This is a genomic window from Neiella litorisoli, assembly GCF_014773395.1.
Classification (GTDB): Bacteria; Pseudomonadota; Gammaproteobacteria; order Enterobacterales; family Neiellaceae; genus Neiella; species Neiella litorisoli.
Genome location: NZ_JACXAF010000020.1, coordinates 73604 through 89279 on the forward strand (window position 1 = coordinate 73604; position 15676 = coordinate 89279).

The window sequence follows — 15676 nt, forward strand, 5'->3', positions numbered from 1 at the left end:
CTATTGCTGATCTCTCAGGAATTTTAGTCGCTCATAAAACAAAAAGCCCCACCGATAACGGCAGGGCTTTTCAGAAAAAGGTCAACCTAATTAAGCAACGATGCTTACGAACTTACGGTTCTTAGGACCTTTAACTTCAAATTTAACAACGCCGTCTGCAGTAGCAAACAGAGTGTGGTCTTTACCGATACCTACGTTGTCACCGGCGTGGAACTTAGTACCACGTTGACGAACTAGGATGTTACCAGCAAGAACTGATTGACCGCCATAGCGCTTAACACCAAGGCGTTTGCTTTCTGAATCGCGGCCGTTTCGAGTACTACCGCCAGCTTTTTTGTGTGCCATTAGTTATGACTCCTCTAATTAACCGCTAATTGCAGTGATTTTCACTTCTGTGAACCACTGACGATGACCCGCTTGCTTGCGAGAGTGCTTACGGCGACGGAACTTAACAATCTTCACTTTTTTGCCGCGACCGTGAGTCACAACTTCAGCTTTAACTTTACCGCCTTCAACGAAAGGTGCGCCGATTGTTACATCTTCACCATTCGCAACTAACAGGACTTTGTCGAATTCAACGGCAGCGCCGGTTTCGACGTCCAGCTTTTCCAGGCGGACGGTTTGGCCTTCTGCAACTCGGTGCTGTTTACCGCCACTTTGAAAAACCGCGTACATATTTCTTATACTCCGAAAATTTTCTGTATCTTTTAAAGGCAAGACACATCAGCCTTAAAACTTTAGGGCGCGAAATATACGCGATCCACAATCAAAAGACAAGGCCGAATCGGCCGGCGCTGGTGTTTTTTGTGCAAGTAAAAATCAATCTTTGGTCTAACTGTTTTAATCGGCCATTTGCGCGTACACTCCACACTGCTTTTTTATTACCTAAGTGATTCATATTTAGGCAACTCAGATGACACTGGACCAAATTCAACAACTCGCAAAGCAAGACATGGAAGCGGTTAATCAACTCATTGGTGAACAGCTTACCTCCGACGTCGCGCTCATTAATCAGCTTGGTTTTTATATCGTCAGCAGCGGTGGCAAACGGTTGCGACCACTGATGACAGTGCTCGCAGCAAGAGCGCTCGGCTACCAGGGCGAACATCATGTCCGTTTGGCGGCCTTGATTGAATTTATCCATACCGCCACCCTATTGCATGATGATGTGGTCGACGAGTCCACCATGCGTCGCGGCCGAGAAACGGCCAATGCACTGTTCGGTAATCAAGCCAGTGTCTTGGTCGGCGACTTCCTTTATACCCGCGCATTCCAAATGATGGTGTTGTTCGATGACATGAAGGTCATGGACATTTTGTCAGATGCCACCAATCGAATTGCCGAGGGCGAAGTGCTGCAGTTAATGAATGTCAATGATGCCGAGGTTGACGAAGACAGCTACTTCCAGGTGATTTACTGTAAGACCGCCAAGCTGTTTGAAGCAGCAACACGTTTAGCCGCCGTGATCACTAACCAAACACCAGATATTGAGCAAGCCATGCTTGATTACGGGAAACACTTAGGCACCGCCTTCCAATTGATCGATGATGTTCTCGATTACACCGCTGATGCTGACACCATGGGCAAGAATGCCGGTGATGATTTAGCTGAAGGCAAACCAACCTTGCCGCTGCTTCACGCCATGCATAACGGCAACGAGCAAGAGACTGCGTTAATTGAAGACGCCATTATCAATGCCAATGGCTTGCCGCATCTGGCCGCCATTCAAGCGACGATGGCGCGAGTTGGCTCATTGGATTACGCCCGTCAAAAGGCAGAGCAAGAAGCCGATAAAGCAATTGCGGCATTAGCAAACATTGCTGATTCTGACTTCAAGCAAGCGCTAATTGGCCTAGCCAACATTGCAGTGGAGCGGGATCACTAATCTCTCGACACTAGGTAGTCATCAAATAGATAGCGGCCCATAACGCAAAAACGGACCATCAGGTCCGTTTTTTAATGCCAAAGATTAACGCTTAGCCGTTAACGAACTCGACACCTTTAGCGATATCACCTTTGAGGGTGTCCAACATGCCGTCAAGAGCCGCTTGCTCGTAAGCGCTGATTTCGCCGTATGGCAATACTTCTTCAACGCCGTTTTTGCCTAGCTTAACTGGCTGTGCAAATAGTTCAGCGTGCTCAGAGCCACCATCGACATAAGTGCACTCAACGACACCTTCTTCGCCATTCAATGCTTTCACCAAGCTCAGGCAGAAACGTGCAGCTGCTTGACCCATAGAAAGAGTTGCAGAACCGCCACCAGCTTTCGCCTCAACCACTTCAGTACCAGCGTTCTGGATACGGTGAGTCATTGCAGCGATTTCTTCATCAGAGAAATCCAGACCTAATTGGCTCAACAAAGGCAGGATAGTTACGCCGCTGTGGCCGCCAATGACGTTGATTTTAACATCAGCAGGGTTCAGCCCTTTGGCTTCAGCAATAAAGGTTTCAGCGCGGATCACGTCCAGCGTGGTCACGCCGAACAGTTTATTCTTGTTGTAGCAGCCTTTGGCTTTGAACACTTCTGCAGCAATCGCCACGGTGGTGTTCACTGGGTTAGTGATAATACCAACACATGCAGTTGGACAAACATCGGCGATTTGCTCAGCAAGGTGCTTAACGACACCCGCGTTCACGTTGAACAAATCGGCACGGTCCATACCAGGCTTACGAGGCACACCAGCTGGGATCAGGACAATGTCTGCACCTTCAAGCGCTTTGCCTAAATCGTCCTTGCCATAACCTTCAATTGATACAGCCGTTGGGATGTGGCTGAGATCTTTGGCTACACCAGGAGTAACCGGAGCAATATCGTACAGGGCAAGATCAGTGCCTGCTGGTAATTGGGTTTTTAGCAGAAGGGACAATGCTTGACCGATTCCGCCAGCGGCGCCAAGTACAGCAACTTTCATAATTATTCTCCTAATTAGGATTTTAGATTGTGTAGGGTATTTTTATTGCGTCGTTACAATAGCCTGCACCCAAAAACGGGTAAATAAGTTGTGCGAAATCAAAGCACAGTTCTGCTTATTACCACGCAATGTCGAGTCGTAAAGCAAATGCAACACACATAATGAGCAATCCGAGCCGCATAAGTTTGCCCAATTTTGCAAATTTATGCACAATGACTGCATAACAAATTAGGGGCAAGTTATGCAATCCAGTCAGCAAGATGCTTTAATCAAAGCATTTCATAATCTACTCAAACAAGAGCGATTCGGCTCACAAGGAGAGATAGTTAACGCTCTAAAAGATCAAGGCTTTAGCAACGTCAACCAATCCAAAGTTTCGCGCATGCTGTCAAAGTTCGGAGCCGTCCGAACCCGCAATGCAAAACAAGAAATGGTCTATTGCTTACCTGCTGAATTAGGCGTTCCAACCACCTCAAGCCCGTTAAAAAACCTTGTAATCGACATTGATCACAACGACTTTATGATTGTCATTCGCACCAGCCCTGGTGCTGCTCAGTTAATTGCCCGCTTGCTTGACTCAATCGGCAAGGCCGAGGGTATTCTGGGCACAATCGCCGGCGATGATACCATCTTCATTACCCCGACCAAAGCTGCGGGAGTGGAATCAACGATCAAATCAGTACGCAACTTATTTGGCTACAGCGCATAGTGCGCAAAATGTAACGACGATACAATTTAGACCTTAGTCTTAATCGCTGTGAAAACTGCATAAAAAACCGGAGCACAAGGCTCCGGTTTTTAGTTTGATTTGAAATCGTGATTATTTGTTGCTTACGCCAAACTCTGGGTAAGCTTCCAAGCCACAATCGGTAACGTCAGTACCGGCGTACTCTTCTTCTTCAGTAACACGAATACCCATCACTGCTTTGATGATTGACCAAACAATCAAGCTAGATACGAATACCCAAACGAAGATAGTCAGTGTACCAACCAGCTGGCCCATGAAGGTCGCGTCAGCGTCAGACAGCAGTACCGCGAAGATACCCCAGATACCAACCACACCGTGAACAGAGATCGCACCAACTGGATCATCAATTTTCAGCTTATCAAGAGTGATAATTGAGAACACAACCAAGGCACCACCAGCAGCACCAATCAGCGTAGACAGCAATGGTGTTGGGTCAGCAGGCTCTGCAGTAATCGCAACCAGACCGGCCAACGCGCCGTTCAAGATCATGGTCAAATCAGCTTTCTTGAACAGAATCTTAGCAACAATCAGAGCAGCAATCGCACCACCAGCAGCAGCGGCGTTGGTGTTCAGGAATACGTTTGCAACTTCGTTAGCAACTGCGATACCACCCAGTTTCAGAGTAGAACCACCGTTGAAGCCGAACCAACCCATCCACAGGATGAAAGTACCCAGTGCAGCTAATGGCAGGTTTGCACCTGGAATCGCACGAACTTCACCGTTAGGACCGTATTTGCCTTTACGAGCACCCAGCAACAAGACACCAGCCAATGCAGCAGCAGCACCCGCCAAGTGAACGATGCCTGAACCAGCGTAGTCAGAGAAGCTCAGTTCATATAGACCGAATACTGACTTTCCACCCCAAGTCCAACCACCTTCGATTGGGTAGATGAAACCAGTCATGACAACTGCGAATGCCAAGAAAGCGAACAGCTTCATACGCTCAGCAACCGCACCAGATACGATAGACATAGACGTTGCTACGAATACCACCTGGAAGAAGAAGTCAGAAGCACCAGCATACTCACCCATGTCGCCGAAGCCTGATTCATGAGAAGAAGCCAGAACAGCAGCAACTGCCGCATCGTCCATGCCAGCAACAGTGGTCACGCCAGACAAGAAGTAACCGCCGTCATACATGAACTGATAACCACAGATCAGGTACATGGTACAAGCGATCGCAAACAAGGCGACGTTTTTGGTCAGGATTTCAGTGGTGTTCTTAGAGCGAACCAGACCTGCTTCAAGCATGGCAAAACCAGCAGCCATCCACCAAACAAGTGCACCACAGATTAGAAAGTAAAAAGTATCAATTGCGTACTGCAATTCAAAAATGTAATTCAAGTTGTCCATTATTTTCTCCCGGAATTGTCAGACTGGACTGCAGGCCTTAAAGGGCTTCTGCATCGGCCTCGCCTGTACGGATCCGTACAGCTTGTTCTAAGTCGTAGACGAACAATTTGCCGTCACCGATTTTGCCGGTATATGCCGCCTTGCTGATTGCTTCGACCAAGCGCTCAACGTTGTCGTCGTTAGTGGCAATTTCAAGCTTCACTTTTGGCAAGAAATCTACTTGGTATTCAGCGCCACGGTATAATTCGGTATGGCCTTTCTGACGACCAAAACCTTTCACCTCAGTCACAGTCAGGCCTTCAATGCCGACTTCTGAGATTGCTTCTCTGACATCATCCAGCTTGAACGGCTTGATGATTGCAGTCACAAGTTTCATCGCGTACTCCCTCGGGTATTTATTTATAGTTCGGGGATTAATTAACAAGCATCATGCCACAATGAAACAAAACCATTAAATTCAGCAGCTTAGACAAAAAAAGAGACATTTTGGAGAAACAAAGGAGGGCTAATGCACCAGATTGATCCCACCTGTCGCACCAAAAAAGTACAGCAATGGGAAGTAATCACATTTATTGTTGATGCAGCACTAAGATCGTGCAGCCGCCTTTTTGATTTTTCAAAAAAGCAGCTCTAGTTCAGGAAGAAATATGGTGAAACCAAGCAGTTATCAGTTTTTCGAAATCTTCAGGCCCAGCTTCTGCTGACAAGCTTTGATAATCATCGCGAATATCATCTTCACCAGATAAGGGCATCTCATCGGCAGTTGTCATGCTATGGTGCGCCAGCAAAATCGCGTCGCCGTCGCGCTCAACGGTCCACTCTCGACCATGCTCCCGCCAGTCGGCAATGGGATCGCTCAATTGCTGAAGAATCGCATCAATTTGTTTCGAATTATTGCCTATTTCTTCGGTCAACCAAGTACCAAATGCGCTTTGTGGTTCACTGACTTTAGCGATGGGGCGACCGTCAATCGGGTCAAAAAAGAACTCGTAGTCCATTTGCTGATCATTCTGGTTAATAGTGCCGTTAGTAATGATAGCGTATCGCGAGGTGAAACTTTTATCTCGTTGCCTCGGTCTTTGTGATTAGTGGACTAAAGAGTGACAAAACAATGAAACAGCGGCCCCCTTCCCTTTCAGAAGCACAGGTAACCGACGAACAGCTTTACCTGAACCGGCGCCAGTTAATGAAAGGCGCGGCGGCCTTGACGGCACTTTCGGCATTCCCTGCTCCTGCGCAAGCAGCTGCTAAGGTTTACCCGCTAACGTACCGCAAGGATTCATCTGATTTGCCGTTAACCCCCGAGCAAAAGGTAATTAGTTACAACAACTTCTATGAATTCGGCACTGACAAAGGTGACCCAATCAAGAATGCGCAACACTTCAAAACGTCGCCTTGGCAGGTCACAGTGAGTGGCGAAGCGGAAAAAACCGGCGCCTTTACGCTTGAAGATATTCTCAAATGGAATCCATTGGAGGAGCGTATTTATCGGCTCCGGTGTGTCGAGGCATGGTCGATGGTTATTCCTTGGGTCGGTTTCCCACTAGCGGACATGCTCAAACGATTTCAACCCACCAGCAAAGCCAAGTATGTCGCCTTTGAAACCCTTTTCGATCCGGAACAGATGCCCGGCCAGCGCAGCCGCTGGGGCGGCGGCGGCATCAATTACCCCTACGTGGAAGGCCTGACCATTGCCGAAGCAATGCACCCCTTGACGCTGATGGCGGTCGGCCTTTACGGCAAGACTTTACCACCGCAAAACGGCGCGCCCATTCGCTTGGTGGTACCGTGGAAATATGGCTTTAAAAGCATTAAATCCATCGTCAGCATCACCTTCACCGAACAACGTCCGCGCACCACTTGGAGTGAGTTAGCGCCCAATGAGTACGGCTTCTTTGCCAATGTAAACCCCAAAGTTGCCCATCCTCGTTGGTCGCAAGCCAGTGAACGGATCATTGGCTCCGGCGGCTTATTCGCCCAAAAACGTCGCGATACTGAGCTCTATAACGGCTACGCCGAGCAAGTTGCTTCGCTATACTCGAACATCAAAGAAAACCACTTTTTCTGATTGCTCGGTGCAATCAATGCCTGATGTGATGGTGCAACGAATTATTCAAAATCACCCGCAACTGATGGGGTTCAAAGCCCTCCTTCATGGCGCTTGTTTGCTGCCAGCCTTGTGGATCTTTTACCTTGGCGCGATCGATTCGCTGGGCGCCGATCCGGTTAAAGCGCTGATCCACTTTTACGGTATTGGTGCGGTCCATTGCTTGCTGGCCACCTTGGTCGTGTCACTGTTGAGCAAAAAACTGCGCACGCCACTGTTGATGCGTTGCCGCCGTTTACTCGGGCTTTATGTGGCGTTTTATGCCACCTTACACATCGTTTGTTTCTTAGTGTTTGAATGGCAGTTGCAATGGGCCGAGGTGATCGATGAAATTATCCGGCGCCCCTACATCACCTTTGGTTTTATTGCCTGGTTGATATTGGTGGCACTGACACTCACTTCCTTCAAGCGTGCTCAACGCGCCATGGGCGCTCGCTGGAGCCAACTCCACAGCCTAGTGTATTTGTCCCTCGCGCTAATCTTGCTGCACTTCTATTGGTCTCAAAAAAGCCCGTGGAACCAAGCCATTGCTTACGCCTTTGCTGGCGCTGCATTGCTTTACCTGAAACGATCTAACCTATTAAATTGGTTAAAATTATTTAAGTAATCACGGTCATTGTTAACACCCCTCAGTGAATGTTTTTTGGCCAGCACCCTCGATTTTTTGTGATGAAGGCCCTATAGTGCGCGCGTTGAATCCCCCTCTATCGATGCAGAACTAGGAACGTCCTTTGATTTCTACCGCAAACATCACCATGCAGTTTGGTGCCGAACCTCTTTTCGAAAACATTTCCGTTAAATTTTCCGGCGGCAACCGCTACGGCCTGATTGGCGCCAATGGCTGCGGTAAATCAACCTTTATGAAGATATTGGACGGCAGCTTGGCGCCTAGCGCGGGCACAGTCAGCATTTCGCCAAATGAGCGCATCGGCAAACTGCATCAGGACCAGTTCGCATTTGAACAGTACTCAGTGATCGATACGGTGATCATGGGCCACAAAGAACTATGGGAAGTAAAGCAAGAGCGCGACCGCATCTATTCGCTACCAGAAATGTCCGAAGAAGACGGCATGAAAGTCGCCGATTTAGAAACTCAGTTTGCTGAGATGGACGGTTACAGCGCAGAAAGCCGGGCAGGCGAAATCTTGATTGGCGCCGGCATCGACGAATCGTTGCACTTTGGCCCAATGAGCGAAGTCGCTCCCGGCTGGAAACTTCGCGTGCTCTTAGCCCAGGCATTGTTTGCCGACCCTGATATTTTGCTGTTAGACGAGCCGACCAACAACCTCGATATCGATACCATTCGCTGGCTGGAAAAGGTGCTGAATGAACGTAAAAGCACCATGGTCATCATCTCGCACGACCGTCACTTCCTCAACGAAGTGTGTACTCACATGGCCGACATCGACTACGGTGAGTTGCGTGTTTACCCAGGTAACTACGATGACTTCATGAGCGCTTCGACCTTAGCCCGCGAGCAACTGCAAAACGAAAATGCCAAGAAAAAAGCGCAAATTGCCGAGCTGCAACAGTTTGTTAGCCGTTTCTCAGCCAACGCATCGAAAGCCAAACAAGCGACTTCCCGTGCTCGCCAGATTGATAAAATTAAGCTCGAAGATATCAAGCCATCGAGTCGCGTTAGCCCGTTTATCCGCTTTAATCAGGAAAAGAAACTGCATCGTCAGGCGTTGATCTTAGAAAACGTCGGCCATGGTTTTGATGGTGAAACCTTATTTAGCGGCGGCGAGATGATCCTCGAAGCGGGCACCAAGCTAGCGGTTATTGGTGACAATGGTGCCGGTAAAACCACCTTCCTGCGTTGCCTGATGGACGAGTTAAATGCCAATGAAGGGGTCATTAAGTGGTCGGAAAATGCAGCGTTGGGCTACTGCCCACAGGATGCCACTGCCGAGTTCGCCGAAGAAATCAACATGTTTGATTGGATGAGCCAATGGCGCAAACCGGAGCACGATGACCAAATCGTCCGCTCCATGTTGGGCCGCTTATTATTCTCCGCCGACGACTACAAAAAGCTGGTCACCGTTTGCTCCGGTGGCGAAAAGAACCGCCTGCTGTTTGGCAAGCTGATGATGCAAGAGCCCAATGTGTTGTTGATGGACGAGCCAACCAACCACTTGGATATGGAATCCATTGAAGCATTGAACCTCGCCTTGGAGCACTATGAAGGCACGTTGATCTTCGTCAGCCACGACCGCGAGTTCGTGCAGTCGCTGGCAACTCGAATTGTCGAAATCAAAGATCACAAGCTGAATGATTTCCAAGGCACTTACGAAGAATTTCTCGCCAGCCAAGGCGACTAAGCCACAAGCCTGCAATCAAAAATTCTGCCCCAAGTGCGGGGCAGAAGCTTCCTTCCAACACAACTCCCCGTCGCATTCCCTCTGATAACCATTGATGTGAACCAACATCCAACTCAGCCACCTTTTGGATTGTCTTCAACTTTTATATGGCTAACAATGCCGACACTACAATAACGACAGGGACTGACTGTGTCAGAGACAACTACCGACAGCCAAGTAGAGAAACCGACCTCGACTGGCGCTGAATCAAATAACAGTGGGCCACTAAGTTATGGCCCTTATCCAGAACTATCAAAACAAGCCATTTTGGTTGGCTATTTCCTTGGTGTGATCATCGCCATATCGATTGGTTATGCCTCACTCAAACTAGGCTTTTCCATTGAAGGCTCGGAACTAGCCGCCATTCTTGGTTTTGGTATTTTGCGCGGCATTCTGCGCCGTCGCTCAATCATTGAGAACAACGTCACTCAAACTGTTGCCTCTGCTGTGAATGGGGCATCATCAGGCTTGATGTTCTCGGTGCCAGCCATTTTCATCTTGGGTTATGGCTCAGAATTAAACCCATACATTGTCACTTTCGGTGCCATTGCTGGTGCCTTCTTGGGGATTGCCTTCATTATTCCGCTGCGCAAGCAAATGATTGATTTCGAACGCCTGACCTACCCAGGCGGTGTTGCCGTGGCAACCATTTTGAAATCACCAGGCGCCGGCATCGAAAAGGCCAAGCTGCTCGTTGGCGCCATGCTGTTCTCCGGCGTGGTGCATGTCATTGCGCTGTCTTTGGGGATTCATGATTTATACATCAGTGATTGGCTCAGCATCCCAGATGACTTTGCCTATCTGAATCTGGTGTTTTACGCCTCGCTAATGACCGTGGGGGTTGGCTTTATCGCTGGCCGCGGTGGCTTTGCCTTTATCGTTGGTGGCTTTGTTTGTTATTTCTTTCTCGCCCCCATGCTAGACCTCACCGGCATGTTGCCTGTCGATGAAGCGGGCAACAAAATCACCGACGCTGAAGCCTTGCGACTCAGCCTGTTTCGTCCGACCGGAATTGGCATGTTGATTGGTGGCGCGGTGATTGGGGTGATTTTCGCCCTGCCACTGATCCGCTCGGCCATCAAGTCGATGCAAAACAGCGCCAAAGTCGAAAGCGCCATGAGCCGCGACGAGATGCCGATCAAGCTGCTGTACTTCGCTGTGGTTGGCGCCGCGATTCTACTGATGATCATGGCTTGGACCTCCGCCGAGCAAGTGGGCATTGGCCGTGGCATCGCCATGGGATTGCTGGGCACGCTATGGATTTGGATGGCTGGCATTATTCTTTCTGAAGCCATCGGCCGCACCAACTGGTCACCACTCAGTGGCATGACCCTAGTGGCGGTCACCTTGTTGATTATGCTCACCAGCGGTATGGAAACCACCGGCGCCATCGTTGCCGCTGTGACTGTTGGTGCCGCAACCTGTGTTGCCATGAGCCAAGCCACTGACTTAATGCTTGATATGAAAACCGGCTATCTAGTCGGTGCCACCCCGCGTATGCAGCAGCTTGGCCAATTTGCCGGCGCATGGTTGGGGCCGATTGTCATCATCGTACTAATCTACATTCTCCACAGCGCCTTCGGTCTTGGCAGTGATGAGCTTCCAGCACCTCAAGGTCAAGCGCTCGCTTCCATGGTTCAAGGTATTACCGGTGGCGATGTACCAGCGGAAAAATACACCGCAGGCGCTTTATTGGGCGGTTTGTTGTCAGCCATGAGCGGCGGCTTGGGCATTACCGTGGGCCTTGGTTTCTACCTACCATTTAACATTGTGCTGACCTACGCCATTGGCACCCTGCTCCGCGAAATCACCGATCGCAACCTAGGCAGCCATTGGTCAGATAACAAAGGCATTCCAATCGCCGCGGGTTTAATCGTTGGTGAAGCCTTGGTTGGCGTCGGTTACGCCGTGGTCAAAATCGCAAGCGCAGCATAGGAGACAAAGCAAATGATTAATTTAGCAAGATTTATCGTGGTCGCTTCGTTTCTCGCTGGCGCCTATTTAGCGTCATTGCATGAAGAAACCATCAATTGGATTTTTTTCATTCCGGTGATTATTGCTGGCGTAGTCGGCTTGGTCCTGCTCAAATCCAGTGAGAAGGCCGCAGCGCAAGATGACAGTTTGTTAGCAAGCGACAAGCAAACACTGGAAACCAGCTTGAATAACATCCTCACCAACCTTCGCGAACTCGACGGCCGTAAAGATAAGGTTCCCACCTATCAAATGCGCTTTGAAATAGACCGCATGTTCCGAGACGATTTGAATAATTTTGCCGATAGCCGCGAGAGCATGAAGCACTTGTTTGGCCTGATGGCCTACGCCGACATCATGTCGAGCTTTGCCGCTGGTGAACGTTATTTGAATCGGGTGTGGTCAGCGTCAACCGATGGCTATGTCGATGAGGTGTTAACCTACGTCTCCAAAGCCCACAGCCAATTTGAACATGCTTTGGAAGAATGGAAAAAAGCCGAAGCGGGGTAATTTAGTAGGCTAACGTTAGCGCTCTAAAATTGACAAAGCGACTCAAAGGAGTCGCTTTGTTGTTAGCGGGACTGGCTAGATAACTCATTTCTGGACAAAAGCATGTTAGTCATTTTGCTCTAAAGAGCTCTAGTCAGACTATAAAGTGCCTCGTTGCCATGAGTAACGACTTAGTCCTTTGGTTTGGCAAATAACCTTTGTAAAGCCAGCTCTGCTTGACGTAGCCCTTCCTCAGTAAATACTACAGACTTACTCTTTCCGACAGGATCAGACAACAGCCCTTTGCCGTGCAATCGATTAGTTATATCCCAATCAAGTTGCTTCCATGCGCGGCAGTTATCGTGGAGAGTAAGAGAGAGTAAAGCCAAAGCTGCCTCATCGATTTTATCTTCATCTAGTTCCATAAGGTTCACCAATCCTGCTTAGCTTGACGGAAGACCACAGTCACTTGTTAGGGCTGCTTTAATCTGCAGGCCAATTCACGTCTTTATTATTACCAAAAGGGCAAAACACCCCTTGCGCATTTTTCTTGAAATATCGGTCACTAATTTGCTCAATACAGTCAAGAAATTCCTTGATATGTTCAGGCTTGCATATTCCTTTTCTATTAATTTGAAGGGCAAAATCTAGTAACTGTGAGCCAGAATCTATTTGATCAAGGTGTATTTCATATGGAGAATTTTCTCGAAACCATACTGTTATAGTTTTTGTTGTTTCATTGTAGCTAACGGCTTTATGACTCAGTTTATCAAATAGCCGATTACCGGTATCGAAGCTAGTGTATTCGTTGTTTCTAACAAGCCTTAAAATTTCTTCGAGAAGGTCTCGATCAGACCTTACCTCACTAGGCACTGTTCCTGTATCGTCTTCACTTAGAATTGCTTTTAATTCCTGCTCAAGGTCAGGCCACCATTTCTCAAATATATTGTCGAGAGTTTTTTCATTAAGGCAGCCATCTTCGATTGAATCGTTAATTGCTCCTACGAGCTTCCGCATATCATCTTTTGAAAATTGCGTTGCCTGAAATTGAACTAATGGGCCAGATAGATCTGTTGGTTTAAGGTCTAATAAGATTGGGCAAACATGTGCAGAGCCTACGTTTTTTGAGAGCGCACCGGCTTCAAACATAATCCATGGAGCGTTGAGGTTATCTCGCGTTACTAAAATTATTCCAAACTGAGATGCATCTAGTTTACCGGCAATATCATTGGACCAGCGCTGCCCCTTATCGATGTCTTTGGGTGTAAAATACGGTGTAACTGCTTGAATCACACTGGGCAGCCAATCACGAAGAATTTCAGCCGATTTTCTGCTTTTTTCTCCTGACCAACTTATAAATACTTCCATTATCTATTCCTATTATGATACTCGATTGTGTGCCCTAACGCCTCAATAAGGGGCGCCGTAAGCGTCCCACTTGATTGACTTGTTATAAGCCGGTGATGATACCATTTTGTTCACTACCTATATATTTCGTTTCCTTGATTTCATCAGCAGCTTGACTCTTCTCTACAAAACCATACTCATTGCTGATGTCCGCATAAACACCACCATAAATACCTTCAAGGTTATTCACCCAACGAAAATATAATTCCTGCTTTGCTTTAACTTTCAAGTTGATAGAATAAAATGGCTGGCTTGACTCTGGTGCTAGTGCTGCTGCGCTGTGTAGCTTTAAGTTATGTTTTCCAGGTTCTAATTTTACAGCTGTGTAGCCTCCATCCAGGACTTTAGATATTTTTAATCCATTGATTCTCAATACTGGCTGTATACCTCCTCCTACAAATTGATAAGGACGATATACATATAAAACCGCATAATCTTTACTGGGAGGAACTTCTGAAAACTGCGGTCCTGAGGCACATCCAGATAGAAATATCACGGCAACCATAATACCTAATCTGATTTTCATGATGGTTTCTCCATTTTTTGTATAGGCTTATAACGCCCGCATAAGGGGCTAAAAAATAGTTGGCTAAAATTTAGCGAGGAACGAGCGACAAGCCAACTGTTTTGTGTCCCGCTACTTTATACGCTTGTTATATATCGTTTACGCCCGACATCTTGGCTATAAAGAAATCCAGCTTTTCTTTTAAAGCTTGGTTAGTTGAAATAGATTCCTCATAAGCTGTAATGTGATCAACGCCGTACTCATTAACTCCGTGATCTATATTTTCATTGATTCGTTTTGCATTTTCTAACGCAGAAATTAACTCTTGGCTCATCAACGTCTTATATACATTCAAAGCATACTCTTGTTTTTCTTTAAATGCCTTGAATACATTAGCATCAGGAGCATCACTTGCCTTTGGTGCATCATCTATATGGTTTCGTGCGTATTCTTCTTGCAGGTAAAATTCAGAAGCCTTGATAACAGAAGATAATGTATGGCTCAAGTCAAGCAATATAGGTTTGTTTATATCCCATAGTCTATCTTTTCTCTGCTGTTTAATTGAACTGAAATGAATGACTGTTGCGATCACTGTAGCTAAGGCAATAATTATATTGGTAGCAATTGAGACATCTAATTTAATATCCGATAGGAGAATCGCAACAAATAATACGAAACCTCCAAAAAAACCAAAGACAGCACCGATAAGAACTTGAAACACCAAACCTCCAAAAATATATAACGCCCCGATAACTGGCGACTACTTGCTGCGAAAATGGCAAAGCCGCAGCGAGTAGACGTCCGAGCGAGCGAAGCGAGTGTGTTAATTGGTTTGTTAGGTTTCGTCATTACTACGCAATGCTTTATAAAGGATGATGGACATAAGAATCGCAAATAAATTTATGATAATGCTCACGTCATAGATGGACCAGGTAATATTAAAACTAAAACCCAACGTAAAAGAGAAACCGTAATTAGGTGTCTCGAACCCAAGCACCTGAATGATATAAAGCCAGAATGCGAGCTTAATGAATTTAAAACTGCCTTTATGGATTTTATAAGCAACAAATAGATTGATTAATACTCCGAGTGGCACCAGCAAAGCAAAAAACAAGCTAAAAAAGCTCATATCAGTCAGTTGTGAAAAGTATTGATACAAGCTGCCTAGAATTAATACTCCCAGCACGCTTGAAACAATCAAAGCGATAATTGCGATCCGGGTGTATTTATTCTGGACCATGGTTTTTACATCCTATGTAAGAGAAACCTAACGCCCCAAAGCAGGGGCTTTTGCGAGTGTTTTTGCCGAAGGCAACGAGTAAAAGTCCCGCTGACTTTGTTTGTTATGTTGCGTTACCTAAAAAGGTTTAGTTCTTGAGTAAAGTGCGGCCCACAAAATTCATCGCTGTAATTGGCTTCAAATTTGATGAAATCCCACTTGCCTTTAGCGGAGAAAACACCTTTTGCCTCTCCATTTTCAATATGCACAGTGGGTGTAAAGTAGAAGTTTAACTCATCAGTCGGAAGCCCTTTCTTACCATAGACCGCAACAAAATTTAGAGCCTCGCCATCCAATTCTGCTGGTAGAGAAAAGTGACAAACATGCCCCGTCTTTTCAAAGCATTTAACCCGAGCCTCTTCTGGAGCTATGTATTGTGGACAGTTGTGCACTCCAGCCATCGCTTTCGTAGCTAATAATACAAATAAAATACTGAATACTTTCATAGCAACATAACGCTTTTAATAAGGGGCGAGGCGCAACGCGCCGAAGTCCTGTGCCGCGATTTTTGCGGCACCTTGCTTGATTAACTTGTTATATTTCAT

The 15676-nt window shown here is 47.0% G+C and carries 19 protein-coding genes; 7 read left to right on the forward strand and 12 right to left on the reverse strand.

What is annotated here, in order from left to right; genetic code table 11:
- Positions 1-90: 90 nt before the first annotated feature.
- Positions 91-345: a 50S ribosomal protein L27 gene (rpmA, locus tag IC617_RS14505; RefSeq protein ID WP_191145706.1), complete on the reverse strand. Its 255-nt coding sequence runs from the start codon at positions 343-345 to the stop codon at positions 91-93.
- An 18-nt stretch (positions 346-363) separates the two neighbouring features.
- Complete coding sequence (rplU, locus tag IC617_RS14510) at positions 364-675, reverse strand: 50S ribosomal protein L21 (RefSeq protein ID WP_087507104.1); 312 nt, start codon at positions 673-675, stop codon at positions 364-366.
- A gap of 238 nt (positions 676-913) precedes the next feature.
- Between rplU and ispB the strand changes: the two genes are divergently transcribed.
- A complete protein-coding gene (ispB, locus tag IC617_RS14515; RefSeq protein ID WP_191145707.1) occupies positions 914-1885 on the forward strand; it encodes an octaprenyl diphosphate synthase in 972 nt (323 codons plus the stop codon).
- A gap of 91 nt (positions 1886-1976) precedes the next feature.
- Here ispB and mdh read toward each other — a convergent pair whose 3' ends face one another.
- A complete protein-coding gene (gene mdh / locus IC617_RS14520) occupies positions 1977-2912 on the reverse strand; it encodes a malate dehydrogenase (protein ID WP_191145708.1) in 936 nt (311 codons plus the stop codon).
- 241 nt (positions 2913-3153) lie between these two features.
- On the opposite strand from mdh, the gene argR reads away from it, so the two are divergent.
- Entirely contained in the window at positions 3154-3621 is a 468-nt protein-coding gene (argR, locus tag IC617_RS14525; protein WP_191145709.1) for a transcriptional regulator ArgR, read from the forward strand.
- 111 nt (positions 3622-3732) lie between these two features.
- On the opposite strand, the gene IC617_RS14530 is transcribed toward argR, so the two are convergent.
- The 3 genes from IC617_RS14530 to IC617_RS14540 all read right to left on the reverse strand — a co-directional run bounded on the left by IC617_RS14530 (position 3733) and on the right by IC617_RS14540 (position 6011).
- Complete coding sequence (locus IC617_RS14530; protein ID WP_191145710.1) at positions 3733-5013, reverse strand: ammonium transporter; 1281 nt, start codon at positions 5011-5013, stop codon at positions 3733-3735.
- Between the two features lie 37 nt (positions 5014-5050).
- Positions 5051-5389 (reverse strand): P-II family nitrogen regulator, encoded by a 339-nt coding sequence (gene glnK, locus IC617_RS14535; protein ID WP_087507099.1) that lies wholly within the window; start codon positions 5387-5389, stop codon positions 5051-5053.
- Between the two features lie 259 nt (positions 5390-5648).
- Positions 5649-6011, reverse strand: a complete 363-nt coding sequence (locus IC617_RS14540; protein WP_191145711.1) for a YacL family protein — start codon at positions 6009-6011, stop codon at positions 5649-5651.
- A 113-nt stretch (positions 6012-6124) separates the two neighbouring features.
- Between IC617_RS14540 and msrP the strand changes: the two genes are divergently transcribed.
- The 5 genes from msrP to IC617_RS14565 all read left to right on the forward strand — a co-directional run bounded on the left by msrP (position 6125) and on the right by IC617_RS14565 (position 11961).
- Positions 6125-7081, forward strand: a complete 957-nt coding sequence (gene msrP, locus IC617_RS14545; protein ID WP_191145712.1) for a protein-methionine-sulfoxide reductase catalytic subunit MsrP — start codon at positions 6125-6127, stop codon at positions 7079-7081.
- 16 nt (positions 7082-7097) lie between these two features.
- Entirely contained in the window at positions 7098-7727 is a 630-nt protein-coding gene (msrQ, locus tag IC617_RS14550; protein ID WP_191145713.1) for a protein-methionine-sulfoxide reductase heme-binding subunit MsrQ, read from the forward strand.
- A 124-nt stretch (positions 7728-7851) separates the two neighbouring features.
- Positions 7852-9441, forward strand: coding sequence for an ABC-F family ATPase (locus IC617_RS14555; protein WP_191145714.1), 1590 nt, complete (start codon positions 7852-7854; stop codon positions 9439-9441).
- Positions 9442-9630: 189 nt separating this feature from the next.
- On the forward strand, positions 9631-11415 hold the full coding sequence (locus IC617_RS14560) for an OPT family oligopeptide transporter (RefSeq protein ID WP_191145715.1): 1785 nt from the start codon (positions 9631-9633) through the stop codon (positions 11413-11415).
- Between the two features lie 12 nt (positions 11416-11427).
- A complete protein-coding gene (locus tag IC617_RS14565; protein WP_191145716.1) occupies positions 11428-11961 on the forward strand; it encodes a hypothetical protein in 534 nt (177 codons plus the stop codon).
- A gap of 170 nt (positions 11962-12131) precedes the next feature.
- Here the strand turns inward: IC617_RS14565 and IC617_RS14570 are convergent, their stop codons facing one another.
- The 6 genes from IC617_RS14570 to IC617_RS14595 all read right to left on the reverse strand — a co-directional run bounded on the left by IC617_RS14570 (position 12132) and on the right by IC617_RS14595 (position 15577).
- On the reverse strand, positions 12132-12365 hold the full coding sequence (locus IC617_RS14570) for a DUF6429 family protein (protein WP_191145717.1): 234 nt from the start codon (positions 12363-12365) through the stop codon (positions 12132-12134).
- Positions 12366-12423: 58 nt separating this feature from the next.
- Positions 12424-13308: a TIR domain-containing protein gene (locus IC617_RS14575; RefSeq protein WP_191145718.1), complete on the reverse strand. Its 885-nt coding sequence runs from the start codon at positions 13306-13308 to the stop codon at positions 12424-12426.
- Between the two features lie 82 nt (positions 13309-13390).
- Positions 13391-13873, reverse strand: a complete 483-nt coding sequence (locus IC617_RS14580) for a DUF2846 domain-containing protein (RefSeq protein ID WP_191145719.1) — start codon at positions 13871-13873, stop codon at positions 13391-13393.
- A gap of 127 nt (positions 13874-14000) precedes the next feature.
- Positions 14001-14573: a hypothetical protein gene (locus IC617_RS14585; protein ID WP_191145720.1), complete on the reverse strand. Its 573-nt coding sequence runs from the start codon at positions 14571-14573 to the stop codon at positions 14001-14003.
- A 114-nt stretch (positions 14574-14687) separates the two neighbouring features.
- Positions 14688-15092: a hypothetical protein gene (locus IC617_RS14590; RefSeq protein ID WP_191145721.1), complete on the reverse strand. Its 405-nt coding sequence runs from the start codon at positions 15090-15092 to the stop codon at positions 14688-14690.
- Between the two features lie 113 nt (positions 15093-15205).
- Positions 15206-15577: a hypothetical protein gene (locus IC617_RS14595; protein WP_191145722.1), complete on the reverse strand. Its 372-nt coding sequence runs from the start codon at positions 15575-15577 to the stop codon at positions 15206-15208.
- Positions 15578-15676: the final 99 nt, after the last annotated feature.

Bases quoted from the DNA above. Each gene is read 5' to 3' on its own strand.
- ispB (WP_191145707.1), top strand. From the start codon at position 914: ATGACACTGGACCAAATTCAACAACTCGCAAAGCAAGACATGGAAGCG.
- IC617_RS14575 (WP_191145718.1), bottom strand. From the start codon at position 13,308: ATGGAAGTATTTATAAGTTGGTCAGGAGAAAAAAGCAGAAAATCGGCT.
- IC617_RS14595 (WP_191145722.1), bottom strand. From the start codon at position 15,577: ATGAAAGTATTCAGTATTTTATTTGTATTATTAGCTACGAAAGCGATG.
- IC617_RS14540 (WP_191145711.1), bottom strand. From the start codon at position 6,011: ATGGACTACGAGTTCTTTTTTGACCCGATTGACGGTCGCCCCATCGCT.
- msrP (WP_191145712.1), top strand. From the start codon at position 6,125: ATGAAACAGCGGCCCCCTTCCCTTTCAGAAGCACAGGTAACCGACGAA.
- glnK (WP_087507099.1), bottom strand. From the start codon at position 5,389: ATGAAACTTGTGACTGCAATCATCAAGCCGTTCAAGCTGGATGATGTC.
- IC617_RS14565 (WP_191145716.1), top strand. From the start codon at position 11,428: ATGATTAATTTAGCAAGATTTATCGTGGTCGCTTCGTTTCTCGCTGGC.
- msrQ (WP_191145713.1), top strand. From the start codon at position 7,098: ATGCCTGATGTGATGGTGCAACGAATTATTCAAAATCACCCGCAACTG.
- IC617_RS14530 (WP_191145710.1), bottom strand. From the start codon at position 5,013: ATGGACAACTTGAATTACATTTTTGAATTGCAGTACGCAATTGATACT.
- rpmA (WP_191145706.1), bottom strand. From the start codon at position 345: ATGGCACACAAAAAAGCTGGCGGTAGTACTCGAAACGGCCGCGATTCA.
- IC617_RS14590 (WP_191145721.1), bottom strand. From the start codon at position 15,092: ATGGTCCAGAATAAATACACCCGGATCGCAATTATCGCTTTGATTGTT.
- rplU (WP_087507104.1), bottom strand. From the start codon at position 675: ATGTACGCGGTTTTTCAAAGTGGCGGTAAACAGCACCGAGTTGCAGAA.
- IC617_RS14570 (WP_191145717.1), bottom strand. From the start codon at position 12,365: ATGGAACTAGATGAAGATAAAATCGATGAGGCAGCTTTGGCTTTACTC.
- argR (WP_191145709.1), top strand. From the start codon at position 3,154: ATGCAATCCAGTCAGCAAGATGCTTTAATCAAAGCATTTCATAATCTA.
- mdh (WP_191145708.1), bottom strand. From the start codon at position 2,912: ATGAAAGTTGCTGTACTTGGCGCCGCTGGCGGAATCGGTCAAGCATTG.
- IC617_RS14580 (WP_191145719.1), bottom strand. From the start codon at position 13,873: ATGAAAATCAGATTAGGTATTATGGTTGCCGTGATATTTCTATCTGGA.